We start from the raw sequence: 769 nt of genomic DNA on the forward strand, positions 1-769 counted from the left end.
TAAAAGAAGTAGTTGAAAGTTATGGCATCCCTTTTTATCATATCCCTATGTCTCACGAAACGAAAGAAGATGCCGAACAGAAAGCATTAGAATTGATGAAAGGGAAGGTGGACTTAATTGTCCTGGCTAGGTATATGCAGATACTTTCCCCTAACTTTATTTCTAAGTATCCTAATCAAATCATCAACATCCATCATTCATTCTTGCCGGCATTTGTTGGCGCAAATCCTTACGTGAGAGCGTTTAACCGAGGTGTAAAGTTAATCGGTGCAACCGCACATTACGTTACGAATGATCTTGATGAAGGGCCAATTATTGAACAGGATGTACAGCGAATTAACCAACGTTATACAGCAGAGGATTTAAAGACCGCGGGGCGTCATGTGGAAAGAAGGGTTCTTGCTGAAGCCGTTTCCTGGCATGTTGAGGATAAGGTACTTGTTCATGGTAATAAAACGATCGTATTTGCTTAAGATTATAAGGAGAGGGAGCCATTGCCAGGAAATGAACTTGTAGGGGACTTGATTAATATCCTTTTAGCTATACTTTGGATATGGATTTTTCTTCAAAATAAACGAAAGCGTACGGTAAACCACGCACATGTTTTTCTGTTCGTACTTGCAGTGGGGATATTACTTAATTCATTTTATGAAACAATCAACAGTTGGTGGGTTTTTGGGACAGAAATAAATGTAGATTGGTTTAAATAGATTATTAGTTAAGCTAAAATTAGAGGATTTAATGGTGAAAATCTCGCTTTCTATTATGG

Annotated in this window: 2 protein-coding genes; both read left to right on the plus strand. The window is 38.0% G+C overall.

Going from position 1 to position 769, the window contains the following annotated elements; genetic code table 11:
• On the plus strand, nt 1-473 hold a 473-nt coding region (locus V7659_RS28975), incomplete at its 5' end, for a formyltetrahydrofolate deformylase (RefSeq protein ID WP_335543505.1).
• 21 nt (nt 474-494) lie between these two features.
• Nucleotides 495-710 (plus strand): hypothetical protein, encoded by a 216-nt coding sequence (locus tag V7659_RS28980; protein ID WP_335543506.1) that lies wholly within the window; start codon nt 495-497, stop codon nt 708-710.
• Nucleotides 711-769: the final 59 nt, after the last annotated feature.

It is taken from the genome of Neobacillus drentensis (genome assembly GCF_036966985.1).
GTDB classification, from domain to species: Bacteria; Bacillota; Bacilli; order Bacillales; family Cytobacillaceae; genus Neobacillus; species Neobacillus drentensis_E.